Raw genomic sequence first — 23,271 nt, forward strand, 5'->3', positions numbered from 1 at the left:
CTTATCTGTTTATATACAACCAATCCGTTCGTGGTTCCGATCCGTCACCCAAATCCAATACATAGTAATATGTCCCTACCGGAAGTTGATCCTCCTTTTGAACAATGGCCCGACCGTTGGGTGTGCCATCCCAGTCATTTTTGTAGGAGCGGGTCTCAAATACAATATTCCCCCATCTGTTATACACCTGCAACGAATTATTGGGGTACTGGGCAATACAATCAATTTTGAAATAGTCATTGACCCCATCGCCATTGGGTGAAAACTCGTTGTAGACCACCAAGCAAGTGGGCACCACATAGGCCACAGCAAAGTTGTTGGAATCATCCGTATCCCACTGATCCACATAGGCCAAACTTGCCGTGTTCACATAATCTTCAATATCCAAGACTTTGGCGGTGACTTCCAACGTAGCCGTTTCCATTGGTTGTAACATTGGAATCTCCCAAATACCTGAATCATCATATGTACCTGTAGACGCTACAGAACTTACCAATTGATATCCCAAAGGCAATTGGTCTTCAATACCGATCACGGTGGCCGGAACGTTGCCTTGATTAGTCGCTGTTATAGTGAACACCACTTCATTGCCCATGCTGGGGGACATATTGTCCACCGTTTTTGTAAGGGCCATGTCTGTGGTTTGAGGAATGACAAAGGCACTGGCTTCATCATCATCTACAATACCATCCGAAAGGTCATCGGCTTCCACTCCAATGGAAGGATCACTATCGGGATCCATAAAATTGCTTGCTGTGATGTACGCATAGTTCACATATTCATCTTCTACACCGGTTGGCGCATTTACCACGGCCAAGACTTCCAAACTCTCCGTATCTTGATCTAAAATGGTCCGGTTGATGTTCCATATTCCAGAACTGGGATTATAAACCCCAGCAGTAGAAGTGTGGGATTGATAGCTATACCCTTGCGGTAATAGGTCGGTCACCATCACCCCGGAAGCATTGGTTGGCCCATGATTGGTTACACTGACCACAAACCTTACCACATCGCCTACATTCGGGGATGCATCATCCACGGTTTTGGAAAGAGACAAGTCCGACAACCCTTGTGGAACGGGTATCACGGTATCTTGATCGTCTTCGGAACTTAGGTTGTTATTCGGGGTAGAATCTGGATCATAGGTGTCCAACGCAATCAACTCGGCTGTATTCTTGTACTCCCCACTGGATAAAACAATCGCTCTAATTTGGAGTGTCTCCGATATGCCGTTGGTCAAATTGGGCAAATCCCATGACCCGGCTATTTCATCATACATTCCGGATGTAGTAGTTGCAGACACAAAATTGTATCCGTTGGGCAATTGATCTTCTATCACCAAGCCTGTCGCATCATTGGGACCATCATTGGTCACTACTATGGTAAACAGAATTTCATCGCCTGCATCAGGATTCATATTATCCACTGTCTTGGTCACAGAAATGTCGGTCACATGCCTTGGATTGGTCGCCTGTTCATCCTGATCATCCTCAGAAGGCACATTGTTATTGGGGGTGGAATCCAAATCGTAAAGTATGGCCGCAATGACTTCCGCAATATTGTTATAATCTCCCGAAGGGTTTACTTGAACCATCAAGTTCAACTGCAATTGATCACCTGCCGCAATATTTCCAACATTCCAACGCCCATTATTTGGGTTGAACGACCCTCCGGAATCCTCGGAAATAAAGGTGTACCCTGATGGTAACCTATTTTCCACCATGACCCCAATGGCATCACTGGGTCCTTCATTCCACAAGGTCAAGATAAAAGTGACATTGGTGCCTACATCGGGTGTGGTATTGTCCACGGAAACATCCAAATTTAAATCAGCCGAAGGAATGGGTGTGGTTCCCGCATTATCTTGATCGTTCTCAAAGAAATTGTTGTTGTTCGGGGTGGAATTGGGGTCCAGATTATCCGAAGCAACCACTTCTGTCACGTTGAAATAGTCCCCATCCGGATTGACCGTTGCCACGATGTTCAGGGTTTCCGTATTGCCATCCACCAAGGTGCCGTTCAACGTCCACATGCCTGTTGCTGCACTATACGTTCCTGCTGTTGAACTGTGTGACACATAGGAATATCCTGTGGGGAGTTGGTCGATGATTTCCACGCCCGTGGCATCGCTGGGTCCATAATTGGTGATGCTGATGGTAAAAATGACCTCTTGCCCCACATAAGGACTCAACACATTGACGGATTTGCGCAATAACAGGTCAGAAACGGGCACTACAATCGGTGTTATGGTCTGTTGATCATCTTCGGTCTCACTATTGTTTCCTGGGGTAGAATCTACATCGTCCTCGGTAACGTTGGTCAGTTCAGCTGTATTGGAATAGATTCCGGTTGGCAACACTTCCACTGTGACATCCAACGTTTCAGAAGTCCCATTTGGCAAACTGCCCACAGTCCAGGACCCGTTGGAAGCATTATATGTTCCGTTTGAGGCCACGGCGTTCACAAATTGGTATCCAGAAGCCAACGCATCTGTTACCACAACATTGGTGGCATCACTGGGGCCATCATTGGTGACGGTTACCATAAACACAATCTCCGCGCCTACTTCAGGAATAAATTCATCCACCGTTTTGGTCACTGAAATATCCACTATCGGATTTGGAACCACTATCACTTCATCTTGATCATCTTCACCGGGCACATTATTATTGGGGGTAGAGTCGACATCAGTTTGGTCATGTCCGATGATTTCTGCAACATTGATATAATTACCGCTCGCATTTACATTGGCCAGAATATTTAAACTTTGCGATGTTCCATTGGCCAAAGTGCCTACATTCCAAATTCCTGTCACCACGTCATAGCTACCACCACTATTATCCGAAATATAGGTGTAGCCTGAAGGCAATAAATCGGTCACTTCAACTGATGTGGCATCACTTGGGCCATCATTGGTCACCGTTAAGGTGAATCTCACATTATCACTCACCAAAGGTGGAGATTTGTCAATTTGCTTGGTCAGGGAAAGGTCGATTACCTCCTCTGGTGCCACGGTCACATCCCCTTGATCATCCTCGGAAGAAACCCCATTAGCTGGAGTGGAATCCGAATCATAGGCATCGGAAGCGATTACTTGAGAGGTATTCGTATAAATACCCGTTGGATTGACCGTTACGCTAATCACCAAAGTTTCGGTGGCCCCATTGTTCAAAGTGCCCACTTGCCAGTATCCATTGGCAGCGTTAAAAGTCCCCGCGGTTGCGGTGTATGAATCAAAACTGAATCCGGACAACAACTGATCTACAACAATCACATTCGTAGCATCATCGGGGCCGGAGTTGGTCACGGAAATTTCAAAACTTATCTGGTCCCCAACAAAAGGGTTAAGGATATTGCCCACCACCGATTTGGTCAAGGATAGGTCTGCCTGCAAAGGGGCGGCCGTAACAGTAGCTTCATCATCTTCGCTTTGGTCGCCATCATCGTTGTTCGGGGTACTGTCCAAATCAAACTGATTGGCAGCCGTTACTTCCGCAATATGGGTAAACTCACCCGAAGTGCCCGTGGGGGTCAATACTGTAGCGTTGAAGGATAGGGATACCGTATTGGTGCCCAAAGGAACCGAAAGTCCTATCCAAGAAACTTTATCGGTAATAGCGCTGTACGAACCTCCATTATCGATTGCCGTTACGCTCCCAAATCCACTTGGAACCAAGTTGCTTACGGAAACCCCAGTGGCATCCACATCTCCCAAATTGCTCAGGTTGATGGTAAAAGTGACCACATCCCCAATTTCGGGTGAAATATCACTTGCCAAGGCTTCTATTTGAAGGTCCACTCCAATGATGGAAACGGCAGCTGTATCAGAATTGGTATCGCAAGTAGCATCGGAAACGGTCCATTCAAAAATATAAGTGCCGGGTACCGTATTCGTTACTTCCGTGGTCGGGTCGCTCGCATCTGCAAAACCCACAATGGTCGGGCCAGATAACTGCGTCCATGTACCTGTACCCACCAGGGGAGGTGAGGCATTCAAAAAAACTGGGGAAACCTGTGTCAAAGTTTGATCGGGACCTGCATCAACGGAGCACAATTGCCCATACCCCATTTGCATGAAAGCGAACAGAAAAAGAAAGGCCAATAGGAAATTGCATGGTTTTTTCCGGGGTTGGGGTTTGTTCATAGTTTAGTTGATGAGGTTGTCCTTACGTAGTAAGACATACCCAAACATATCAAGAACGCCCGTAAAATGGGAAGTTATGTTGTATTACGGCGATCAAATGTTGTGAAACATCGGATAAACGATGAAAGCCAACCTTTTAATTTGATTCCTTTTGTTGGGCCATGACAATCAACTCAGATTCTATTCTTATGCAAAACCATTGATTACAAATAGATTACCATAAAAAAAGCTCGCCAATTTGACGAGCTTTATGTTTTGAAAGGATTGAATAGCTTTTTAAGAATTTTACTTTTCTGGTTCCCAATAATTTCCTCTCTCTGGACGTGCGTTTTTTGCCAGACCACCGGTTAGTTTTCGTCTTTCCCTAAAAACAATGGGCATGGTCTCACAGACATCCTCAAATGGCCTTCGGTTCTTTGCCAATGGACCCATTATCGGCTTATGGTCATGATCTTTGATTACCCATATGGATTGTGGTTTTGGGTTCTTCCATGGCTTTCTATTTTTAGCCCTTGGTCCTGTTAAAATATCTTCTTGGCCATAGGCAAAGAAAGCTCCCAAAATCATCATTAAAAAAGTAATATAAAAATTATAGGCCATATATTTTACGATATTATCAATTAATAGTCGCAAAAATATAAATATTTCAATTTCGGTGATAGATAATTATTTGTTAAAATGACCAATTTCCATGTCAAATATTAGTTAATCCAAAAAGGGGATTTCCCAATGAAAACCAAACAGGATTTTAAATGGAATATAACGTAGAAGTGATTTTGTCTAGGGTTTTTAGAAAAAAAAGAGGCCACGATAATACGGCCTCTTTTTTGGTTTAGGTTGTAGTTAGTTACGCTTCGCAACTGGTGCATTCCTTTTTTTGCTTGAACTTCTGTGCAGCGTTCATACTGTGTTGGTAGTAAAGCGACTTTAATCCAAGCTTCCATGCTGTTACATGGATCTTGTTGATTTCCTTGGTCGGCATTTCGGGGTGTACGATGATGTTCACCGATTGCCCCTGATCAATATGGTTCTGTCTGTTGGCAGCTTGGTAAATAATATCCAACTGATCTAGCTCAGAATACGTTTTGAACACAGCCTTTTCTTCCTCGGTCAAGAAATCCAAGTGTTGTACCGAACCGTCCATATCGCGGATGCTTTTCCAAACCTCGTTGGTATTCTGTCCTTTTTCTTCCAAAAGGTCCATCAAATATGGGTTTTTGATGGTCACCTTGATCTTGGCGATATCCTTCACATAACAGTTGGACCAAATCGGCTCAATTCCTTGGGAAACCTGACCCAAAATAAAAGCTGAGGAAGTGGTTGGGGCAATGGCGTTCAAGGTCGCATTTCTTCTGCCATACCCCTTCAACACTTCGGGTTCACCAAAACGCTCGGCCAATTCGCCAGAAGCTTTGTAGGAACGCTCTTTGATGGTCCTGAAAATTTCACTGTTCAGGTTATAGGCATCCTGACTATCAAAAGCCAAGCGCTTGGATTGCAACAAAGAGTGCCAACCCAATACACCCAATCCCAAGGCACGGTTCTCCTTGGCAAAGTTGTAGGCCCTTTCCATGAACAAGAAGGTTTGCCTATCATCACGATCGGAGGAATCCCGAAACGCCTCCAGTTTTTCAACAAATTCGGTGATTACGGCATCCAAGAAATATACCATGGTCTCCACGGCATCCGTGTTTTTCCATTTGTCATAATGCAACACATTGATGCTGGACAACACGCATACAAAAGACCAGTTATCATTAGATGGCAACATGATTTCGGTACAAAGGTTACTGGCATGGATCCTGTGGTCCTTGTCCTTGTACACGTCTACTGCGCCATTGTTGGCATTATCGGAAAAGAAGACATATGGATATCCCATCTCTCCCCTTCGCTGCAACACTTTGGCCCAAACGGTCCTTTTGTCCACATCACCAGCAATCATTTCCTCCATCCATTGGTTGGTTACGGTAACGCCGTGGGTCAATTGTTGAATGGGGTTCCCTTCGGTACCGATTTCCAAGAACTCTAAGATATCCTTATGATCAATGGGCAGGTATGGGGAAAATCGGCCGCGACGCACCGACCCTTGACTTACCACATCTACCATGGATTCGAACAATTGCATAATGTGCACCGCACCGGAAGCCTGACCATTATTCTTTACAGGCGCACCCCTATGACGGATTTTCCCAAAATACCCAGAGGTACCACCACCCAATTTGGACATCATCCCTACCTCGGATTGCGTATACAAGATATTTCCCATATCATCATCAATATGCGAACCAAAACAACTAATGGGCAAACCACGTCTTTTCCCAAAGTTGGACCATACAGGCGATGCCAAGGAAAAATATCCTTCGGACATATAGTTGTAGAACTTATCGGAATAGCCAGGCATCTGTAATATCTGCTCGGCACGATCCCCAATTTCACGGATACGTTGCTCGGGTGTCACTCCTTCGGTCAGATAGCCCGATGCCAAAAACTGGCGGCTATATTCGTTCAACCATTCAAATCCGCCCTGTTCTTCCTTTGTCTTTGCTTTTGCCAAAGTATCCTTTCTGGCGTTGATAAGATCTTGGGTCTTGTCTATCTTTTGGTCAGTAATGTGGGGTACGTTTGTTTTGTTCTCCATAATTAAAAAAGGTCGTCGCTGGTTATACTTTGTGTTCTCTTGCTATAGTTGATGGATCTTTTTACAAAAAAGTCTCCGTGTTTGGTTCCAATGATCTCGTCGTCGAACCATTCGGTCTGGGCCAATAATTTTTGGTCGATTTCGAAAATTTTCGGAATACCGATGCTTTCCAATGAATTGTTGAAGCGGTTCTTGATGAATTCGTTCACCACTGCCTTGGGCAGAAAATCCAATTCACCTTCCTCAAAGATCCAATCCACAATCTTGCTTTCGGCCTCAAATGCGTTTTCGCAGATTTCTTGAATCATGCTGTTATATTCCTTATCAAACCACTCTGGGCGTTCTTTTTTGATGATGTTGATGACATCGATACCAAAATCGCCATGGATCTGTTCCTCTTTGGAGGTAGCCTCCACCACATTGGAGATTCCCTTCAATACATTTTTGTGTTTGTTGAAGGCCATGATGATCAGAAACTGGGAGAACAGGGAAACGTGCTCTATGAACAATGAAAAGAGCAAAATAGATTCCGCATATTCCTGATTGTTCTCGCTTTTGGCATTTTTAAGGGCAGTCTCCAAATACTGCACCCTTTTCATGATCACCGGTTTTTTCTTCAGGTTTTCGAATTCCTGGTTCAAGCCCAAGATTTCCAAAAGATGGGAATAGGCATCGTGGTGCCTCACCTCACTTTCCGCGAAAGTGGCCCCAACGGAACCGATTTCAGGTTTGGGCAAACGGTGGTAAATATCACCCCAGAAGGATTTTACGGCCACCTCGATCTGTGAAATGGCCAACATGGTATTCTTGATGGCACTACGCTCCACATCTGTCAACCCCGACTTAAAATCCTGGATATCGCTGGTAAAGTTGAATTCGGTATGGATCCAATAGGAGTGGCGAATGGCAGGCACATATTCATATAGTTGAGGGTACTCATAAGGCTTTAGGTTGATACGCTTTTCAAAGATATCGGTCTCGCGCATTTGGGCCCTTTTGTTCCTATAAATGATATAGGCTTTGGCCACATCGTGGAACTCACTGTTCATGAGTTCATTCTCCACTACGTCCTGTACCTCTTCGACGGTTGGCACATAGTGCGCGTCCAAATTTTTTCTTTCCAACAATGTCTTTTCAACATTGCTGGCAATGTTTTGCGCATCGTTGATCTGACCATGGTCAACAGCTGTCATGGCTTTCAGGATGGCATTTGTAATCTTGTGTAAATCAAAAGTCTGTGTACTAAAATCCCTTTTAGTGATATGAGAAATTTGCATGCGGAAAATTGTTTGGAGTTGTGTTATATAGCTCGATTGTAAAATTCATATTTTCTTTACTTTGATTTTACATCGCCCGATTTAGGTTCTCAACACTTTTATCAACATTCACTTTTTTCAGGCTAAAAAAATCATGGGAACAAACGTAAAATCGAGCCTCTGAAAAAAATCTGATAGGTGTCATACGACCCGAAGATTTTTCCACAAGGTTATTAACACCCAAATCTTTATTGCTCTAAAAATCCATGATGTTTTTAATCCTGTCGATTAAAAAAGTGGGTTCGTAGAATGCTTTTCGTACTACGTCTATTCCTATAAAATAGCATTGGTGATTGCCCGAATTTTGAATCAAAATGTATCGCAATGAAGATTCAGGCAACCGTGTTGTTTCTTTTCATGGGACTCTTTTTGAGTGCACAGGAACCCGATTCCTTATCCACAAAAAAAGTATGGTCCCTGGAAGATTGCATTTCCTATGCACTGGAAAACAACATTACCATAAAACAGGCAGCGCTGGAAAAAAACAGCTCGGAGGTAAACCTTACCCAATCCAAATATGCCAAACTCCCTAATTTGAGCAGTAGCGCTTCCCAAAATTTTTCATGGGGTTCCACCATCGATCCCATCACCAGTGATTTTGTGTCGCAACAGATCAAGGCCACCAATTTGGGGCTGAGTACTTCGGTAACCCTTTATAACGGAAGCCAGTTGAGCAATACCGTAAAACAGAACAGATTAATGGTGGAACAGAACGAACTTTATGTGGAAGAGGCCCAGAACAACATCTCCTTAAGTATTCTGGAGGCCTACTTGCAGATCCTATACAATAAGGAAAGTATGGAAGTGGCACAAAACAATGTGATTGCCTCCGAAAAAGAAGTTGAAAGAGCCAAGGCAAGATTGGATGCAGGCACCATTACCATGATCGATTATACCGACGCACTGTCACAGGCTGCCACCAACAAAACCAACTTGATCAGTGCCAAGAACAGCTATGCCCAACAAATAATTGTCTTGAAACAATTGTTGGAATTGGACCCTTCCATGGAACTCGAGATAGCATCTCTGGACAATCCTTTGTTGGAAGGCCAGGCCGTACCCAGTAAATTGGATGTGTACCAAAATGCCATCGGAACCTTGCCAGAAATTAAGGCTTCGGAACTTGGGACCACCATCAACGAGAAAGACTTGGATATTGCCAAGGGAGGGTTTTTGCCAACGCTCTCCTTGACCGGAAGTCTTGGTTCTGGATACACCAGTACCAATGACCTCACTTTTACAGATCAGTTGGATGTCAACTTTAACCAAAGGATAGGACTGTCACTAACAGTTCCCATTTTCTCTCGATATCAAAACAAGGCACAAGTTGCCAACGCCAAGATTGGGATAGAGCAATCCAAGCTACAATTGCAAACAGCTAAAAAATCGCTCTACCAAAAAATTGAAACGGCATGGCAAAATGCCCAATCTGCCCAAGAACAGATAGAAGCCGCCAAAGTTGCCAGCGAGGCCGCCCAGGAGTCCTACAAATTGGCGCAACGAAAATACGAACTCAACGCATTGAGTACCACGGATTTGGTCATCAGCCAGAATACCTACACCAATGCACAATTGAATTATCTCCAAGCCAAGTACATGGGGATATTGTACAACGAACTACTCGATTTTTACCAAGGAAACGAAATTAAATTATAGATCCAATGAAGAAAAAAACCAAATTGATATTGGGTATCAGTGCTGTAATTGGCTTGACCATTATAGCTTATATGGCATTTTCATCTGATAATGTTTCAGAAATTCAGGTGGAAACCGTCCTTGCCAAAAAGGGTGATGTAACCACCATGGTCACTGCAACGGGTACCATTGAGGCCACCACCCAAGTGGATGTGGGTACGCAGGTCTCCGGTGTGGTAGAAAAAATCTATGTGGATTTCAACAGCGAGGTCACCGAAGGACAACTGCTTGCCGAACTGGACAAGACCAACCTAAAAGCTGCGCTTGAACAAGCCCAGGCTGCCTATGACAATGCCGTAAACGAAAGGGACTACAAAAAGAACATTTACGAAAGACAAAAGACCCTCTATGAGAATCAAGTGCTCAGTAAGGCAGACTACGATGATGCCCTTTACGAATTCAATGCCTCCAAAAGTGCCGTAGTCCAAAAGCGATCCGATTTACAAAAAGCACAGGCCAATTTGGGTTATGCGAACATTTACTCGCCCATAAACGGGGTAATCCTATCCCGTGATGTGGACGAAGGGCAGACCGTGGCCGCAAGTTATAGCACCCCTACCCTGTTCACCATTGCCAAAAATTTAAAGGAAATGCAGGTAGAGGCCGATGTGGATGAAGCCGATATTGGCCAAGTGGAAGAAGGCCAGCGCGTAACTTTCACCGTGGATGCCTATCAAGGAGAAATCTTTAACGGAACAGTGACACAAGTGAGGCTGAATCCCACTGTAAGTTCAAACGTAGTGACCTATACCGTGGTCATCAAAGCGGACAATCCCGATTTGAAATTGAAGCCAGGACTTACCGCCACCATTTCCATCTATACCTTGGAACTCAAGGATGTGCTCACCGCAGAGGCCAAGGCCGTAAACTTTCATCCTAACATGCCGCTTTTGATGGCCTATGAAGAACAACAGGGCATTGAATCCAAACGCCCAGGGCCAGGCAATGGGCCCAATAATGCACCTGGTAATGACGATCCACCGCAAGAAGACGCCACCATGCTATGGGTACTCCAAAAAGACCAATCCATAGTCCCCAGAAAAGTGGAGCTTGGGGCCAGCGATGGAGTCAACGTACAGATTATTAGCGGGGTTGAAGAAGGCGATGAATTGGTGTACAGCTTAAAATCGGTACAATCGGGTGAAGTACAAGCGGCCCAAGACAGTGGTAGCCCTTTTATGCCCAAACCACCAGGAAGGAACAACAAGAAGAGCTAAAAACGGCCATGGGAAAAACAATCATCGAAATAAACGATCTGAAGCGTGATTTCCGAATGGGAGAGGAAGTGGTACATGCCCTGAAGGGCGTATCACTCGATATCCACGAAGGTGAATTCGTGACCATCATGGGGTCCAGTGGTTCCGGAAAAAGTACCATGCTCAATATTTTGGGTTGTTTGGACAATCCTACTTCTGGCAGTTATCTGATTGATGGGGTACCTGTGGCCCAACTCAACAAGAATGAACTTGCCACCATCCGGAATGAGAAAATCGGGTTCATTTTTCAATCGTACAATCTTTTACCAAGGACCACCGCAATTGAAAATGTGGAACTCCCATTGATCTATAACAGTAAAATCTCACCCGAAGAACGTCACCGGCGTTCTAGCGAAGCTTTAAAGATGGTAGGGCTGGAAGATAGAATGGATCACACCCCTGCTCAATTATCGGGCGGGCAACAACAACGGGTGGCCATAGCACGATCATTGGTAAACGACCCGGTCATCATCTTAGCGGATGAGGCCACAGGAAACTTGGATACACGAACGTCTTATGAAATCATGGCATTGTTCCAAGAACTCAACAGAAAAGGAAAAACCATAGCCTTTGTGACCCATGAACCGGATATTGCTGCCTTTAGTAGTCGAACCATCATTTTAAAGGATGGTCATGTCATTAAGGACGAAATGAACACCAACGTCAATGATGCTGCAAGGGAACTGGCTACTCTGCCTAAAGAAGACGAAGAATGAAAACCAGGATCTTAAATCTGATAAAAATAGCACTCAAGGCCATCGTCTTGAACAAAATGAGGACTTTGCTCACCATGCTGGGCATTATCATCGGGGTGGCCTCGGTCATTGCCATGCTCGCCATCGGTGAAGGCTCCAAAAAAAGCATCAAGGATGAAATCTCCAAAATGGGATCCAACATGATTAATATCCGGCCCGGTGCCGATATGCGGGGCGGGGTACGCATGGGAGGCAGTGAAATGCAATCCTTGAAATTGGAAGACTATGAGGCCTTAAAAGAAAAAGCCACGCTATTGTCCTACGTTACCCCACAGGTAAATGGCAGCGGACAGTCCATCAATGGGGCCAACAACTGGCCGACTTCCATTTATGGAGTAAGCCCAGAATATCTGGACATTAAGATCTGGGAGCTTTCCGAAGGAAGTATGTTTACCAGTGCAGAGGTGAAATCTGCCGCCAAGGTGGCCGTGGTAGGCAAGACCGTGGTGGAAAACCTATTCCCGAACGGGGAAGATCCCATTGGTAAGATGATCCGTTTCAACAGCATTCCTTTTAAGATCATTGGGGTTTTGGAAGAAAAAGGAGAGAGTAACTTTGGCCAAGATCAAGATGACATCATCATAGCTCCCTATACCACGGTCCAAAAACGTATTTTGGCCATCGACTACATTCAGTCCATTGTGGCATCTGCCGTAAGTGAGGAAGAGGCCGAAGCTGCGGTTGACGAAATAACTACTATCTTGCGGGAACAACATCACATTGGCAGCAATGATGATAATGATTTCAACGTTTTTTCCATGGATGAACTCATTTCCACGTTCAGTTCCACCAGTGAAATGCTGACCGTGCTCTTAGTGGCCATAGCCAGTATTTCCTTGTTGATCGGTGGCATTGGAATCATGAACATCATGTACGTTTCGGTCAAAGAAAGAACACGGGAAATAGGACTTCGAATGGCCGTTGGGGCCAAAGGGGCCGATATTTTATTACAATTTTTGATAGAGGCCGTGCTGATCAGTGTTACCGGTGGGATCATTGGGGTGTTGCTCGGTTTTGGGGCCACCTTGTTCATCCAGGGCGTATTGGGATGGCCTACCATCATTACCCCCTATTCCGTAATCATTTCCTTTGCCGTGTGTGCTATTACAGGGATTTTCTTTGGATGGTACCCAGCGAGAAAAGCATCTGCCCTTGATCCAATATCTGCTTTACGATATGAATAACCCGAACATAACATGGAGCATATGAAAAACAAATGGCGCAAAGTTTTTTTCCATGTTATGGTATGGGTAGTCCTGTTCAGTTTCCCATACTTGTTGAGCTATGATACGGAACAGGCCTTTAAGCATGTACTGATTTTTTCATGGGTACCCCTGTTCCTATACATGGTAGTCTTTTATTTGAACTATCTACTTTTGGCGGACCGACTCTTTTTTCCAAAGAAAATAGTGTGGTTCGTCTGCATCAATATAGCTGTGATTATTGTATTGATCTTTTTTAGGGAATGGTTCACGGATTTCTTTTTCCCCAGACCCATGGATGGAGGCGACCGTAAGGGACCACCGAGGACCATGATCATCTATGTTCAGACCCTTTCCTTTTTGGTGCCCATCGTGTGGGCCGTAGCGCTACGGGCCATGGAACGTTTGATCAAATCGGAAGTGGAAAAGAAAGAAGTGGCACACCAACAGCTCAAATCAGACCTTCAGCATTTGCAGTACCAGTTACAACCACACTTTTTCTTCAATTCGTTGAACAACATCTATGCCTTGGTGGACATATCTCCCGAAGAGGCCAAGGACACCATCCACAGTTTGGGGAAGTTGATGCGCTACCTGTTGTACGAAACCCATACCGAAAAAGTCCCCCTAGCCAAGGAAATCGACTTTATGGTCAAATACATTGAATTGGGGAAATTGCGATTGACGGACAAAACCAAGGTGGAATATCATTTCCCGGAAGTGGATCCAACAGTACAGGTACCCCCCCTTCTTTTTATTTCATTGATCGAAAATGCTTTCAAACATGGGGTTTCTGCCCAAGAGGAAAGCACCATCAATTTTACAATGGAACTGAAGGATGATAAGATAATTTTTAAAGGCAAGAACACGGATTTCCCAAAATCCCATACAGACCAAAGTGGTTCTGGAATCGGTTTAAGGAACCTTAAAGATCGTTTGGATCTATTGTATCCCAACAAACATTATTTTGGAAATGAGATTGTTTCGGGACAGTTCCATATCATCGTGGAAATTCCATTGAACGCCTAGCCATGGAGAAAAGAACTTTGACCTGTATCGCCGTTGATGATGAGCCAATGGCCCTCAAATTGATTGAGGGTTACATTGCCAAGACCCCTTTCTTAGAACTGAAAAGTTCCTTTTCCAATGCCATTGCCGCGCTGGAATATTTCAACCAAAACCCTGTTGACCTCATGTTTTTGGATATACAAATGCCCGATTTAAGTGGTATGGAACTCTCCAAGATTATCAAGGAGAAGGCTAAAGTGATCTTTACTACGGCTTTTGACCAATATGCTTTGGAAGGTTTTCGAGTGGATGCGGTGGATTATTTGTTGAAACCTTTTGACTATGCCGAGTTTTTAGTGGCTGCCCAAAAGGCCCACGACCGTATTGCCATTTCAAAACCAAACCCGGGAACTATAACCAATAAGGAGTTTCTGTTTGTGAAATCGGGCTACAAACAATTGAAAATTGCCTTGGATCAAGTACTTTATTTTGAGGGATTGAAGGATTATGTCAAAATATGGGTCAAGGGAAACCCTAGTCCCATTCTTACCTTGATGACCCTAAAATCTTTGGAAGAAGAGCTCCCTGCCAACCGATTTATGCGAGTGAACCGATCATTCATTGTTGCCTTGCCCCACATTGAGGAAGTGGAACGAAACCTCATCACCATCAACAATAACCAAATCACCGTTTCTGAGCAGCATAAGGAGAAGTTCTTGGAATACGTGCAGAACAATTCACTTTAATGGTACTTCCACTTCTTTTTGTAACGGTCCCGAAAACATGATCCCATTTTTATAAAAAATTATCCGCAAGGGTGATGACATTTCATGATGATTTCGATATGGGTATATAACCTGTATCTAAAGTCCATTATGAAAACACTATTCTTTACTTTCATTTGCCTTGTCCTAGCCTGCAAGGAAAATCCCCAAGACCCCTATGGTTCCACCAATGATGATCGCCTAGACGAGGAAAGCGCATGGAACGATAACACCACTGATCAAAAAGAACCCTTTTTCCAAACCAGTCGAAAAAAAACGCATCAATTGCGGGATGCCCGTACCGGAATGGTGGTGCAAAGCACTGAATATCCTTCTAACTGGAAAGTGATTTCCAAACCGATTTACACCCTTGATCAAAAAATACCAGACTTTCTCGTACAAATTGAAGGACCCAATCACTTAAAAACCTTCAACACGCCCACCAATTTCCACGTATCCTATCAAAGCCAACAATTGACCCAGATGATGTCTCAATATGGTATGGCATCCTTGATCCGACCCATGGTGGGCAACCAGCAGCTTTTTAAGGAAGATGTGGAACCCCGAATGCAGAATAGCGGCTACTCCTTTGTACGTCAACGCCCAATGCCGGAAGACGAAGCCTATGTGCGCCAAAAAATGCAGGAGAACGGATTCGGACAAGGCTATTTGGAGTACACCGCCACGGAATGGAAGAATCAAAACGGCCAGAAAGCTTTGGCCCGCATCATAAAAATAGCCATACAACAACCCCTCATGAACAATGAGATGATGACCATGTGGCTCTATACCACGGATTATGTTTTTGTGGATGAAGGGCAGTTTGAAGCGACCCTTGACCAACTCCATAAATCGACCGTGAACACCCAAGAAAACCCCCAATGGAAACAATATTTAGCGCAATTGAACCAACAAAGGGCCATGGAGAACCAGCGAAAAATGCAAATCGCCTCACAACAGCACCAACAACGCATGAATGCCAGATGGGCGGCTTTTAATGCGCACCAAGAGAATATGAGAGCCATTTCAGCGGCCCAGGATGCCAACCATGCCTCGTTCATGAACCGGAATTTTGGAGCCGGTAGTGATACGGGCCAACGCCAGTTCCTGAACACAATCAACGAACAGGAGACGGTTTATAATCCCCTTACCGGAAACAACTACCAAGTAAATGCAGGATCTACGGAATACTGGATGGACAGTGATGGCAACTACATCCAAAACAATGACCTCTTTTACACCCCTAATGGCGATATCAACCTCAACAACAGGGAATGGGTAAAAGTGGGCAATGCCTATTGATGACATTTTTAATGAATTACGATATATAAAAAACCAAAATACCGAACACATGAAAAACACATGCAAATTCCTGTTCCTTACCCTGTTGCTCTGTATGACAATGGGATGCAGTTCCAAAGATGACATCACCATTCCACCTGACGACGATACGTCACAAACAGATGATGATGACAATGGCTCCAGTAGTTCTTTAACCTATGAGCTGATTGATATTCAGATAGACCTACCAGATGGCATGAATCTGGATATTTCAAACACTTACGTAGAATCCCTGTTGAGTGAATACGAAATTAAATCAGATTATACGGCCAGCATCAATGTCCTAAAGGACAAAAAAAGTCTGGTCTATTTAAGAAACACTGATGGTGAAATCATTCTCATGGGGTTCATTTCCAAAGAACATCCTATATTGGACGCCCGATCAACTCTTGATGCTTCCCTCTTTTTTCGACTTGGAACTGTGTTCAGACTACCTGAGATAAAGGAAAAATTCCTAAACGAATTCAGGGACCTGACCGAAATCGAACCCTTTGTCTCTGAATTGGAGGAAATGTACAAAACAGATGCCCTGGTCTTAAAGTCGGATACTTTCAAAAGCTGGCTAAACGATGTAGCCGGTAAGTTAGTGGATAACAAAAAAGTAATCGACATACAAGACAAAGTCCTTATAGCCAACAACAGTATCAAAAGCGGCATTAAGGTGGCACAGAATAGCGGCAATGTTCTCAGTGTGGATGTCACCAATTATTACCGCAGGCGGGCACGTGCCTTTTTCTATAAAGTGGCCGTGAAAAAAAACGGGGAATTTGAGACACTGTTGGATTTGGATCAAGTAATCACAAGTCATGAAACCTCCCTTGAACCGAATATTGAACTGGATGTTTCGCCAGTAACCGGCATAACTTCCATTCAAGGGGGCACCATTGATGTGATCATAGGCAATGGCTCGGATGTTGGGTTCAAAACCAGTGGTCCCACAGAACTGGAGCTTTTAGATAATGATGAAGCCTCAAAATATATAATAAGGGTATTGGGGCCCGGCCGAAAAAGTACCCTTATCCATACCAAGGAGGAAGGTGACGCCTTGTTACAAATGCAGTTGGAAACCTTTCTTCTCGATTTTCTGGTTCCCTCCGTTACGACCATGCTCGGTATTGGCGATATCGCCGATACTTATATTGGCTTCCTGGATATAGACACAGGCAAAGAGCTGTTGAATGCTGCATTGGCATCTACCCCAGGAGCCCTCGACGCCCTTGACGACGGAAACTTAGTTACTGCCGTGTACGAGTTTGGAAAAGCTCTTATTGGCAATGCTGTGGGTACTGAAAAGTTTTTTGAAGTAGTTTTCGTAAAACCGTTGAAATCGATGGGCATGTATACAACAGTCGAAGACTTGAAGGGAAAATTGGCCGCTCCCCTAACGTTCACCAATGCCCTTCTTACAAGTTTTGACGGCTATCGTATTATCGACGATATTTATAGATCCTCCCAACTCGAACGATACGAATCCACTGTAACCCGCAGCAAAGTGCGTATCTCCCCATATGAAAAGGGCATCGTACTTGGCGAACAAGTCGAATATGAGGCGACTTCTCCGGATATTGATGAGACCACAACCGGCAATTACTATTATAAATGGAGGACCACTGCGATATATGGTGAATTAACAGAAAATTATGGCGCAAAGCAAATCACATATAAAAGCAACCCTGACTATGGAACATTGCCCCAAAATGCCCATGACAGTATTTATGTGGATATCTACCAAAAAGGGGAAGGGGGGCTTCTCGGCTCTCTTGTTGGAAAAGATTCGACCATAGTGAACATTAGTCCCACAAAATACAAGATCCGGCCCGATGGGATTACCATTGATGGCGATTCAAAACTAACCCTAAGGGTTGTAGACCCTGATAATGTACCTATTGCCAATAGTGACAGCCTGTACTATAAAATCGTTTGGCAAACACAAGGAAATTACGGGAAACTCAATGGAACTGACATAAGCCTTACCACATATGTAAAAGACGGATCCTCTGTATACTATGAAACTTTTGACCAGGAAACTGCGAGTGCCGCCGAATTAGTTTCGGCCAAAATTTATTCCAGCACTTCAGACCTATTTAACGGGGATGATTCAGAATTGACATTAGTTGATGAAATTGAAGCCACTATAAATATAGAAAACAGGGATGATGTCCTCATCTATTACACAAAAGTAGGTTTCGACAAACAAGACTCTCCATTGACAGGGTTTCCGGATTATACCCATTGGGAGTATTGGAGTGAGTGGAAATGGAACTCATCCGAAGCGGTCATTCCCGATGGATATGAAGTGCAGCAGGTAAGTATGAGGATCATAGAGCGGATTCCCGATCTAAACCCTTCGTGTTCTTATACCTCCAATACTTGGAGCTTGGAGCCCGGGGAATCCATGGAGCCTACCTATACGGTATACTGTGGTGGATCGGGATTCAATGTGGGGCCCGATCTCAATCAGGGAACATTGGCTTATATGGAAAGCCTATATGGCTCTGTTAAAGGCTATGCAAAGGTCACCGTGTACTTAAGGGTAAAAAATTGAAACCATAACGATCAAATGACAGATGAGCTAGTAATTTTTTATAAATTCCCCATGCTTTCCAACAAAGTATGGGGAATACACACCAAAAGGTAGACAGAACGGTCAATGGTTTCAGAAAGAACGACTCGGAAACGATGCGGGCTACCTACCAAGAGGTGTACCCAAAAGTACGCGCCCATATACTAAAGAACAATGGCAGTGAAGATCAGGCCAAGGATATTTTCCAGGAGGCATTTATGGCCTGTTGGAGGAATATCAAAGATGGTAAGTTTTTGGAAGGAAATGTGTCCGGATACCTCTTTACCATTGCCAAGAACAAATGGACCGATTTTTTACGGTCATCGGATTATAAAAAAACCATCAACACGGATTCACAATCCTTTTTAACCGTGGTACAAGATGACCCCATACCCAAGGAAGACATCCTTGAGGAAGAACAGAACAGAAGTGCCATGCAAACCGCTTTGTCCCAATTGGGGGAAAATTGCAAGTCCCTCCTCAAGATGTTTTACTTTGAAAGGAGGTCCATGGAAGAAATCTCAAAAGAGATGGGAATGGCTCCCAGTTCAGCACGCAACCAAAAATACCGTTGCATGGAAAAACTGAGAAGCCTAAGTCTACAAATCAAGAACAATGAACGATAGCTCATACATATCACAAGAACACCAAGAAACCTTTGAAAGGTATCTGATGGACCAAATGGGCGATCAAGAACGTTCCCGGTTTTTGGAAAATTTGGAGCAAGATGCCCAATTGATGCATCAATTCAAGGAATTCAAGGCCTTGTTCCATAGCGTTGAGGAGACTGCGCTTCGCGAGAGTATGGAATCCTTTCATTCCGAATTGGAATCCCCATCCGAAAAAATAACGAAAGGCCGCGATTTTCCCATCTATAAAATTGCCGCAGTCATTACTGTTTTGGTAGCCATGGGTCTATGGTTCCTCTACCAGAAAGACCCCAATGAAAAACTCTACCAAGAATATTTTACTGCGGACCCAGGGCTACCCACGGTCATGGGCAATAGCAGCAACTATGCTTTTTACGAAGCTATGGTGGATTATAAACAGGGCCATTACAAAACCGCCATCAGCAAATGGCAACAGTTATGGGCAGCGAAAAAGGACAACGACACCCTTAATTATTTTTTAGGTTCCGCGTATTTGGCAGACGGGGAGGCAACCAAGGCCATTTCCTTTTTTGATCGTGTTGTGGAAAACGAGCAAGCCTCTTTTAAAAATGAAGCTGCTTTTTACCAAGGACTTGCCCATTTAAAAAATGGCGATCCACAAGCGGCATTAAAAAGTCTTGAAAAAGCCCAAGATGAAAAAAGTCGGGAATTGATAAAAAAACTTAAGAACTGATCGGTTATGTACAAGGGCCTATCACATTTCTATCTGATGTTTGCCCTTTTGTTGCAGACATCGATGTTTTCCCAACAACATCCCGCCTTAAAAAAACTGGATAGCCTCATATCCATTGATGCCTTTCAGGAAGCTCAAGCCCTTATTGTACAAGAAATCGGGAAAGATCCAAAAAATACCCAATTGAATTTGGGGAAATTAGTCTACCCCCTTGCCAAAACCGAATTCCTGCAAGACCGCCGAACCAGCTTTCCAAAGGCGCAAAAACTTTTGAAAGACCTGGAGAGTGGTCATCAACCGGATTCCGTTCGTTTTGACGCCCTCATGGGTATGGGCCTTGCCCAAATAGACCAAGGAAGTGTGATCCAAGCCAATGAAACGGTCCTTCGGGCCAACACCATTGCCACGGCCATGCAGGATCCGCAAAGAAAACTTACATCGGAATACTATTTGGGTGAGATTGGTTTAAAGTTGGGGGATTTTGACCAACTCATGGACCGGACCGAAAAGGCGCTCCGAGTGATGAACGACCATCCAAAATCCAGATTCCGATTGGCCCCAAGAGTCTTGAATTACAAAGCATCACTCATGCATTTTATGGGAATACCCGATAGTGTCAACTATTATTTTGAAAAAGCCATCAAAAGCATTGACACCGACGATGAAGACCCCGAATATCGATATTACCTTCCGAGTGTGATCTACGGCAACTGGACTTTGGCCAAACAAACGGCTGGAGACTATCAGGCAGCCATGGAATTTACCCTAAAGTGCATTTCCAGTTACAACACCTTCCTACAAAAGACACACAATCACCCCCTAACCGAAAAGGTTCAGGGCAATCTTTCCATTGCCTATAGGAACCTGGGTAGCCTTTACAACGATTTGGGTGACAAGGAAAAGGCGATTCAAGTGGCCACATTGGGTTACCATCATGCCAAAAAATACTTTCTTCCCAACACCGTACAATATTTCAGTGCAGTGCTGATGATGGGGGAAGCCTACCTTTATGGGGAAAATCCTGAAAAGGCAAGAAAATACCTGGAGGAGGCCAAGGCATTATTGCAGACCATCCCCGGGGACAATTGGCTGTATGCAGCAAACCTGTATTCGGTTTTGGGCGATCTTGAAAAAAAGGACGGGAGTATATCCCAGGCCATCACCTACTACCAAAAGACTTTGGAGGCGTATGAAAGCAGTAGTCCTGACGCGTTCAGTCAAAATGTGGTCTATGCCCAGTTCAACTTGGCCCAGTCCTTTGCCGATAATCATCAGTTCGAAAAGGCCGAAAATCTGATTGACGAAACCTATGCCGAAACGGCAAAAATATATGGTACAGAAAGTTTTTTGGCCAAAACGGCACTGCTCACCAAAATTCGGATTTCTTATTTGAAAGGGGATTTTGAGAAGACTGTTCAACTATGCGAACAATTATTACCTTCCCAAGAAAACGAAACAGAAGGTCAGGAACGGCTTTACCAATGGGGGGATCGCGCCGAGATTTTATTGTATTTGGCAAAATCCAAATTCCAACTATTACCCCATTCCTTGAAGAATCTCCAAGATTTGGCGCAAACCATAGATGGGGCAACAGCTTTTGTAGAGAAACGAAAATCATTGGTCTCCTCCCAAGAAGATGTGGCCAGTCTCATCGAAAACAATAGGGAAATTTTCAATTTTGCCAAAAAAGTGTATCTGGCACTGTACCAACAGACCCATGACGACAAATATCTTGAAAAGGTCATGACCCTAAACGAATCTTCCATTTATAATCGGATCAGGGCCAGACTGAACCTTGCCAACAATGGCTTTTCCCCAGTTAAAATCTGGGAGAAGGAAAACCAGCTACGTGAACAGATCGATGCCTTTTTCAATCTTCAGGAAGATCAGACCCAGTTCAACGCGGCAAAATGGGACTCTCTTTCCACTGCGTGGCAAGACCATTTGACCTTGCTTCAACAAGAATATCCGGAATACTACAAGATGAGGTACGCTTCCATTTTGGAGCCCTTAAAAAACCTGAAAGAACAAGTACCCTCGAATACCACACTTGTTCGCTATTTTTCGGATGGGGAAGATGCCTATGCCTATGTGTACCATGGAGGTGAGGCAAGATTGACTCCTTTGGGAAATCTTAGAAACCTATGTATTTCCTCGATTTCAGATTACAGTATTCCCGAAAACGAACTGTTCGATTGTCTGCACCAACTTTATGTAAAGCTGTGGAACCCTTTTGAAGAACAGGTAAAAACAGAAAATGTCATCATTTTTCCGGATGGTGAACTTTTTAATCTGAGCTTTGAACTGCTCACACCACAAAAAATAGGATCTCTAAAAGAATTGGCCACCAACAGCCTTTTGTCCAAACACAATATTTCATACAACTATAGCCTGTTCATGTTGGATCAACAACAAAAGGTCCTGGAATTTGAAAAGAATTTCATTGCTTTTGTACCAGAGTTTGGTACACAAATGAAAAATGAATATGAAATGGCCATCGTGGACTCCCTTTACCTAGACAAGACTTATCTTACCTTATTGCCTCAACCCTTCAGCTATGATCTGGCCAAAAAATTCGAAAAAGTATTCCATGGTGATGCATTTCTCAATGAAAAGGCGTCCAAGCAAGTGTTTTCCAAAATGGCCAAGGAACACAAAATCATCCATATTGCTACCCATGCCGAATCTAACAATATTAGCCCGGAACTTTCTCGTTTGGTCTTTGCCAAGAACACTTCGGATACGCTAGACATTAACGACAATTATCTCTACACCTATGAGATCTATAACGAGAACCTAAGTTCCAATCTTGCCATATTAACAGCCTGCGAAACCGGCAAACCTACCTATCAACCTGGGGAGGGAATGATTTCCTTGGCCCATGCCTTCAACTATGCAGGCAGTGAAAGTATTTTGACCAGTTTGTGGCAGATCGATGAAAAATCCAGCGCGGAAATCCTGGCTTCCTTTTACGATTATCTTTCCAAAGGGAAACGCAAGGACGAAGCCATACGTTTGGCCAAGTTGGATTATTTGAAGCAATCCGAAGGCCGTACATTACACCCCCAATATTGGGCGGGTCTGGTGCTGATGGGCAACATTGCCCCTATTGACCTGCACCAACCTATGCATTGGATGGTTTGGGTCATTTCAATAGTCGTGGTTTTGATTCTTGCCCTGACTTTCTTCCGCAAAAAGAAAACCCCCGCAAATACGGGGGCAAACTCAAACAACTAACTAACTTC

General features: G+C 44.1%; 15 protein-coding genes. 11 read left to right on the forward strand and 4 right to left on the reverse strand.

Annotated elements, in window-relative coordinates; genetic code table 11:
- Position 1 precedes the first annotated feature (1 nt).
- The 4 genes from D2U88_RS02920 to D2U88_RS02935 form a co-directional block, all read right to left on the reverse strand.
- Complete coding sequence (locus D2U88_RS02920) at positions 2-4,144, reverse strand: T9SS type B sorting domain-containing protein (protein WP_119638807.1); 4,143 nt, start codon at positions 4,142-4,144, stop codon at positions 2-4.
- A 285-nt stretch (positions 4,145-4,429) separates the two neighbouring features.
- Positions 4,430-4,777: a hypothetical protein gene (locus D2U88_RS02925; protein WP_147378508.1), complete on the reverse strand. Its 348-nt coding sequence runs from the start codon at positions 4,775-4,777 to the stop codon at positions 4,430-4,432.
- Positions 4,778-4,991: 214 nt separating this feature from the next.
- On the reverse strand, positions 4,992-6,782 hold the full coding sequence (locus D2U88_RS02930; RefSeq protein WP_119638809.1) for a ribonucleoside-diphosphate reductase subunit alpha: 1,791 nt from the start codon (positions 6,780-6,782) through the stop codon (positions 4,992-4,994).
- A 2-nt stretch (positions 6,783-6,784) separates the two neighbouring features.
- Entirely contained in the window at positions 6,785-8,059 is a 1,275-nt protein-coding gene (locus tag D2U88_RS02935; protein ID WP_119638810.1) for a ribonucleotide-diphosphate reductase subunit beta, read from the reverse strand.
- Between the two features lie 363 nt (positions 8,060-8,422).
- Between D2U88_RS02935 and D2U88_RS02940 the strand changes: the two genes are divergently transcribed.
- From D2U88_RS02940 to D2U88_RS02990, 11 genes are all read left to right on the forward strand, one after another.
- The gene (locus tag D2U88_RS02940) at positions 8,423-9,754 is read left to right on the forward strand and encodes a TolC family protein (protein ID WP_119638811.1); all 1,332 of its coding nucleotides are present in this window, start codon (positions 8,423-8,425) and stop codon (positions 9,752-9,754) included.
- Positions 9,755-9,759: 5 nt separating this feature from the next.
- Positions 9,760-11,010: an efflux RND transporter periplasmic adaptor subunit gene (locus D2U88_RS02945; RefSeq protein ID WP_119638812.1), complete on the forward strand. Its 1,251-nt coding sequence runs from the start codon at positions 9,760-9,762 to the stop codon at positions 11,008-11,010.
- Positions 11,011-11,018: 8 nt separating this feature from the next.
- Positions 11,019-11,765, forward strand: a complete 747-nt coding sequence (locus tag D2U88_RS02950) for an ABC transporter ATP-binding protein (protein ID WP_119638813.1) — start codon at positions 11,019-11,021, stop codon at positions 11,763-11,765.
- Entirely contained in the window at positions 11,762-12,988 is a 1,227-nt protein-coding gene (locus D2U88_RS02955) for an ABC transporter permease (protein ID WP_119638814.1), read from the forward strand. The genes D2U88_RS02950 and D2U88_RS02955 overlap by 4 nt, the downstream gene beginning before the upstream one ends.
- Before the next feature lie 21 nt (positions 12,989-13,009).
- The gene (locus D2U88_RS02960; protein WP_235855707.1) at positions 13,010-14,035 is read left to right on the forward strand and encodes a sensor histidine kinase; all 1,026 of its coding nucleotides are present in this window, start codon (positions 13,010-13,012) and stop codon (positions 14,033-14,035) included.
- Positions 14,036-14,037: 2 nt separating this feature from the next.
- A complete protein-coding gene (locus tag D2U88_RS02965) occupies positions 14,038-14,760 on the forward strand; it encodes a LytR/AlgR family response regulator transcription factor (RefSeq protein ID WP_119638816.1) in 723 nt (240 codons plus the stop codon).
- A gap of 129 nt (positions 14,761-14,889) precedes the next feature.
- Positions 14,890-16,080 (forward strand): hypothetical protein, encoded by a 1,191-nt coding sequence (locus D2U88_RS02970; protein WP_147378509.1) that lies wholly within the window; start codon positions 14,890-14,892, stop codon positions 16,078-16,080.
- 49 nt (positions 16,081-16,129) lie between these two features.
- A complete protein-coding gene (locus tag D2U88_RS02975) occupies positions 16,130-18,664 on the forward strand; it encodes a hypothetical protein (RefSeq protein ID WP_147378510.1) in 2,535 nt (844 codons plus the stop codon).
- A 68-nt stretch (positions 18,665-18,732) separates the two neighbouring features.
- Positions 18,733-19,308: an RNA polymerase sigma factor gene (locus tag D2U88_RS02980; RefSeq protein WP_119638819.1), complete on the forward strand. Its 576-nt coding sequence runs from the start codon at positions 18,733-18,735 to the stop codon at positions 19,306-19,308.
- Entirely contained in the window at positions 19,298-20,026 is a 729-nt protein-coding gene (locus tag D2U88_RS02985) for a tetratricopeptide repeat protein (RefSeq protein WP_119638820.1), read from the forward strand. The genes D2U88_RS02980 and D2U88_RS02985 overlap by 11 nt, the downstream gene beginning before the upstream one ends.
- Before the next feature lie 6 nt (positions 20,027-20,032).
- On the forward strand, positions 20,033-23,263 hold the full coding sequence (locus D2U88_RS02990; protein WP_119638821.1) for a CHAT domain-containing protein: 3,231 nt from the start codon (positions 20,033-20,035) through the stop codon (positions 23,261-23,263).
- Positions 23,264-23,271: the final 8 nt, after the last annotated feature.

This window comes from Flagellimonas aequoris, from assembly GCF_003584165.1.
Taxonomy (GTDB): Bacteria; Bacteroidota; Bacteroidia; order Flavobacteriales; family Flavobacteriaceae; genus Flagellimonas; species Flagellimonas aequoris.

Coding starts and splice junctions, on each gene's coding strand:
- D2U88_RS02920 (WP_119638807.1), bottom strand. CDS start 4,144: ATGAACAAACCCCAACCCCGGAAAAAACCATGCAATTTCCTATTGGCC.
- D2U88_RS02930 (WP_119638809.1), bottom strand. CDS start 6,782: ATGGAGAACAAAACAAACGTACCCCACATTACTGACCAAAAGATAGAC.
- D2U88_RS02935 (WP_119638810.1), bottom strand. CDS start 8,059: ATGCAAATTTCTCATATCACTAAAAGGGATTTTAGTACACAGACTTTT.
- D2U88_RS02940 (WP_119638811.1), top strand. CDS start 8,423: ATGAAGATTCAGGCAACCGTGTTGTTTCTTTTCATGGGACTCTTTTTG.
- D2U88_RS02945 (WP_119638812.1), top strand. CDS start 9,760: ATGAAGAAAAAAACCAAATTGATATTGGGTATCAGTGCTGTAATTGGC.
- D2U88_RS02950 (WP_119638813.1), top strand. CDS start 11,019: ATGGGAAAAACAATCATCGAAATAAACGATCTGAAGCGTGATTTCCGA.
- D2U88_RS02955 (WP_119638814.1), top strand. CDS start 11,762: ATGAAAACCAGGATCTTAAATCTGATAAAAATAGCACTCAAGGCCATC.
- D2U88_RS02960 (WP_235855707.1), top strand. CDS start 13,010: ATGAAAAACAAATGGCGCAAAGTTTTTTTCCATGTTATGGTATGGGTA.
- D2U88_RS02965 (WP_119638816.1), top strand. CDS start 14,038: ATGGAGAAAAGAACTTTGACCTGTATCGCCGTTGATGATGAGCCAATG.
- D2U88_RS02970 (WP_147378509.1), top strand. CDS start 14,890: ATGAAAACACTATTCTTTACTTTCATTTGCCTTGTCCTAGCCTGCAAG.
- D2U88_RS02975 (WP_147378510.1), top strand. CDS start 16,130: ATGAAAAACACATGCAAATTCCTGTTCCTTACCCTGTTGCTCTGTATG.
- D2U88_RS02980 (WP_119638819.1), top strand. CDS start 18,733: ATGGGGAATACACACCAAAAGGTAGACAGAACGGTCAATGGTTTCAGA.
- D2U88_RS02985 (WP_119638820.1), top strand. CDS start 19,298: ATGAACGATAGCTCATACATATCACAAGAACACCAAGAAACCTTTGAA.
- D2U88_RS02990 (WP_119638821.1), top strand. CDS start 20,033: ATGTACAAGGGCCTATCACATTTCTATCTGATGTTTGCCCTTTTGTTG.